The following is a 3,593-nucleotide window of genomic DNA, read 5'->3' as shown; positions in this document are numbered from 1 at the left end:
GATTTATATCTGAAAACGCTCTTAATCAGACCCAAATTTAAATCAGCGGCCATTTTTAAGCTTATTTTGTTAAAATTTAATCATTTTAATAAATAAAGCAGGAATTTTAATGCCCGATTTACTAGACGAACTAAACGAAAGCCAGCGCGAGGCAGCCTCGCACACCGACGGAGCGATGCTGATTTTAGCCGGGGCCGGTAGCGGAAAAACCAAAACCATCACCACTCGCCTAGCTTATCTCATAAGCGAGCTAGGCATCCCGCCGTCAAATACCCTAACGCTAACCTTCACCAACAAAGCCGCAAGCGAAATGCGAACCCGCGCGCTAAAAATGCTGGGCGACGCAGGTAAAAATTTCACTCCGCTGCTTTGCACTTTTCACAAATTCGGGCTTTTGTTTTTGAAATTTTATATCGACCGACTAAAGCGCAAAAACAACTTCGTCATCATCGATACCGACGATAAAAAACGCATTTTAAAAGGCTTTGAGGGCGATATCCCGACCTCGGTGCTAGCCAGCGAGATCTCAAATTTTAAAAACTCGCTTTTAAGCGTAGAAGAGGTGCTAAATCGCGGCGGCATGTTTGCAAACGGGCACAATTTCAAAGACGGCTACCACGCAAAGCTAGCAAACATCTACAAGCTTTACGAGGAGTATCTAGCCGCGAATAACCTCGTGGATTTTGACGATCTGCTCTGCCTTAGCTATAAAATTTTAGACGAGGACGAAGCTCTAGCGCGCGAGATCTCGCAGCGATACTCCTACGTGATGGTGGACGAGTATCAAGACACCAATGACCTTCAGTACAAACTCCTGCGCAAGCTCTGTCTAACGCACGAAAATATCGCAGTCGTGGGCGACGATGATCAGAGTATCTACGGCTGGCGCGGCGCAAGAATCGAAAATATATTAAATTTTAAAGATCAGTTTAAAGACGCCAAAATCATAAGACTAGAGCAAAACTACCGCTCGACGAGTCAAATTTTACGCGCGGCAAACGAGCTCATCGATCACAACAGAAACCGCCTCGGCAAAGAACTAAAAAGCACTAAAGAAGGCGGCGAGGACGTCGCGCTAATGGAATCGGACGACGAAACGATGGAGAGCCTAAAGGTGGCCAAACGCATCAAAAAGCTGCTTGATAGCGGCGCGCAGGCTAGCGATATCGCGATCCTGTACCGCATAAACGCCCTCTCCCGCTCGCTCGAAGAGGGCCTAACCAAAGAAAAAATCCCGTATAAGATGGTCGGCGGAGTTAAATTCTACGAGCGTGCCGAGGTCAAGGACGTCATCAGCTATCTAAGGCTGGTCGCAAACGAAAACGACGACTTCTCGCTAAAGCGCGTCATCAACCGCCCAAAACGCGGCCTAGGTAAAGTAAGCCTCGCAAAAATCGAAAAAATCGCCTTCGAGCATAAGCTTTCGCTATTTGAAGCGATATCTAGCCTAGACGAAAACGACAAAGATCTAAGCAAAAAAATCGTCTCAAGTCTTGGCGAATTTGCGGCAAATTTAAGAGAGCTAAAAGAGTGCGACTCGCCCTATGGGCTAGTGGATAAACTAGAGGCGAAATTTGGCATCAAAAAATACTACGAGAGCCTACCCGACGGCTCCGAGCGCGTGGCAAACATCGACGAGTTTTACGCTACGATCAAGGATCAAATCAAACAAAATCCAAGCTTTTCTATAGAGGAGTTTTTAAACGAGATCGCACTGCAAAGCGAGCAGGATAACATCGGCGGCGAGGCGATCTCGATCATGAGTATCCACGCTAGCAAGGGGCTTGAGTTTGAGCATCTTTTCGTGATCGGGCTTGAGGAGGGATTTTTCCCGCTGCTAGGCGACGGCAGCGACATCGAGGAGGAGCGACGCCTAGCCTACGTCGCCATAACCCGCGCCAAAAAAACCCTGACGCTAAGCTTTGTAAATTCGCGCTTTTATAAAGGTCAGCGAACGAGGCTGGAAAAGAGCAGATTTTTAAGCGAGGCAGGCGTTTGCAGCGGTAGCCTCATCATCCAGACGCAAACGCAAACCGCCGGCGAATACAAAAAAGGCGATCTTGTCAAGCATAAAATTTTCGGTATCGGGCGCGTGACGGCGGTAACGAAGATCAAAAAAGAGTTAAAACTAACGATAAATTTCGGCGGAATCAGCCGCGAGATAATGTCTAGCTTCGTCGAAAAAGCGGTGTAAAATGGGCAAATTTGAGGCTAGTCGTGCCAATTTCGGCGTTAAATTTGATCAAATTTATGCGCTCAAATTTGACGCTCGCAGCTCAAATTTAACGCAACCTCTAAAGGTCAAATTTAAATGAACGCGCTTTTTGTCGCAAATAAGCCCGCAGGCATAAGCTCAAATCATTTCCTTAGCAGGCTAAAGCGCAAATACGGCATCAAAAAGGCAGGCTTTTCAGGCACGCTAGATCCGTTTGCCAGCGGCTGCCTGATCGTGGCCCTGGGCAACCACACTCGGCTTTTTAACTATATAGATAAAACGCCCAAAATCTACGAAGCGACGATGTGGCTAGGAGCTACAAGCGCTAGTCTGGATAACGAAAATATCGAGGAAATCACGCTTTGCCCGCCGTTAAATTTAGCGGACGTAAAGGCCGCACTAGCCGAGCTAAAAGGCGAGATTGCCTACATACCGCCCAAATTTAGCGCCAAGCACGTAGACGGCAGGCGCGCGTATGAGCTAGCAAGAGCGGGCGAGGAATTTGAGCTAAAAAGCCAAACAATGAGCGTTTTTGACGTAAATTTGACTGCGTATATGCATCCGTTTTTGAGCTTTTGCATTAGCGTTAGCGAGGGCTCGTATGTGCGCTCGTATGCTCAAATTTTAGCCAAAAAGCTTGGCGCAAGAGCCACTCTAAGCGCGCTAAAACGCGTAAGCGAAGGCAAATTTATTTACGAAAACGAGAGGTTTTTAAATCCACTTGATTTTATCTCATTGCCGCGAAACGAATATCTGGGCGACCCCGTGGACGTAATGCTGGGCAAAAAACTGAGCGCAGAAAAGCTAAAATTTGGCGCCGAAGGGCTATATTTAATAAACTTTGATGAATTTTTTAGTATCATTGAAATCAAAGACAAAACCGTAACATATAAACTAAATAAGGTCGAAAAATGCTAATACTCGCAAGAAAAGAAGACGAAAGCATAATGCTAGGAAACGATATCAAAATCACGGTTGTAGGCATCTCAAAAGGCGGCGTAAAAATCGGCATCGACGCGCCTAAAAATATGATGATCCTGCGCTCGGAACTAGTAGAAGACGTAGCGGCGGAAAATAAACAAGCCCTAAACGGTGCGGGCGAAGCGAGCCTAAAAGAGCTGAGCGATAAAATAGTAAAATAATGAAAAGCTACGCGAAAATCAACTCCTTTTTAAAGATCGTCGGCACTCGCGGCAACTACCACGAGATCGTTTCTCGCTTTATTTTGCGGCACGAGATTTACGACGAAATTTTCTTTGAAAAAGCGGACGGCTTTGCGCTAGAGTGCGATAACGAAAATATCGAAAATAATATCATTTTAAAGGCTAAATTTGAACTTGAAAAAGCGGGCTTTAAAAACGAGCTAGATGAGTTTTTC

3 protein-coding genes and 1 pseudogene are annotated in these 3,593 nt (G+C 46.0%); all 4 read left to right on the top strand.

Features of this window, described 5'->3' with window-relative positions; genetic code table 11:
• Positions 1–109 precede the first annotated feature (109 nt).
• Positions 110–2,194: a UvrD-helicase domain-containing protein gene (locus Q0546_RS01480; RefSeq protein ID WP_298789885.1), complete on the top strand. Its 2,085-nt coding sequence runs from the start codon at positions 110–112 to the stop codon at positions 2,192–2,194.
• Between the two features lie 117 nt (positions 2,195–2,311).
• On the top strand, positions 2,312–3,133 hold the full coding sequence (gene truB, locus Q0546_RS01475; protein WP_298789883.1) for a tRNA pseudouridine(55) synthase TruB: 822 nt from the start codon (positions 2,312–2,314) through the stop codon (positions 3,131–3,133).
• On the top strand, positions 3,127–3,357 hold the full coding sequence (gene csrA / locus Q0546_RS01470) for a carbon storage regulator CsrA (RefSeq protein ID WP_002946591.1): 231 nt from the start codon (positions 3,127–3,129) through the stop codon (positions 3,355–3,357). The genes truB and csrA overlap by 7 nt, the downstream gene beginning before the upstream one ends.
• Positions 3,357–3,593, top strand: a pseudogene (locus Q0546_RS01465) (4-(cytidine 5'-diphospho)-2-C-methyl-D-erythritol kinase); the annotation flags it as partial. The gene csrA and the pseudogene Q0546_RS01465, both read left to right, overlap by 1 nt.

It is taken from the genome of uncultured Campylobacter sp. (assembly GCF_937997465.1).
Classification (GTDB): Bacteria; Campylobacterota; Campylobacteria; order Campylobacterales; family Campylobacteraceae; genus Campylobacter_A.
The sequence above is the reverse complement of the archived record's forward strand: the minus strand, read 5'-3'. Positions and strand labels throughout refer to the sequence as shown.